This window comes from Salipiger sp. 1_MG-2023 (genome assembly GCF_030547555.1).
In the GTDB taxonomy this organism is placed as follows: Bacteria; Pseudomonadota; Alphaproteobacteria; order Rhodobacterales; family Rhodobacteraceae; genus Salipiger.
The window spans coordinates 1-597 of record NZ_JAUOQN010000189.1; the positions used below are offsets into that span (position 1 = coordinate 1).

A 597-nucleotide genomic window follows, 5' to 3' on the forward strand; every position below is an offset into this window, starting at 1 on the left:
CTTCCCTCAGAACCGATCTTGCCATGAAAAGGGCAGACCGCCGAGGGTTTATGTGATCATCCGGGATGGAACAGTTACGTTCAGCCTTCAGGAGCAGCGATTCTGGCGCTGCCCGCAGAAACAATTTTTATAGTATAATAGGTTAATCCGGTGCCATCGTGGCGCAGGACTGGTCACCCTCAATAGGCTGGAAAACCACGCGCAGGTCATGGCCGAAAGGATGGCCTTCACGCTGTTCCGCACCGCGCATTCGACCTTTGTCAAGGAAACCGAGGATTTCACCGGCCTTGTCAGCCCCTCGGGCATAACCTTTGCTAGCCCGGACGATATGGGCGCCACATACTTCATCGGCCCTGATTACAAGGGGCGCTGTTGCAGAACTCTGCCGTAGTAAGATTCACATAGCGAATCCATGTGGTTAGGTGGCCGGCATGAGTAAGCCATCACCCGCCCGCTACCGCACGGCCAAGTGGTCGAGCTACAACGATGCGCTCAGGAAGCGGGGGGCGCTGTTGATCCACTGCCGTGCAGCACAGCGTTGATCTGCGCTTAGGCCGCGCAGGTCTTTTTCGATGCGATAGAGCGCCTGGATTTGGG

The 597-nt window shown here is 56.6% G+C and carries 1 protein-coding gene; it reads left to right on the plus strand.

Annotated features, from left to right (window positions below; genetic code table 11):
* The first annotated feature begins 208 nt into the window (after positions 1–208).
* Entirely contained in the window at positions 209–391 is a 183-nt protein-coding gene (locus Q4543_RS24520) for a hypothetical protein (protein WP_303442808.1), read from the plus strand.
* The last annotated feature ends 206 nt before the right edge of the window (positions 392–597 follow it).

Excerpts from the sequence above, each read along its gene's own strand:
- Q4543_RS24520 (WP_303442808.1), top strand. The coding sequence starts at position 209 with ATGGCCGAAAGGATGGCCTTCACGCTGTTCCGCACCGCGCATTCGACC.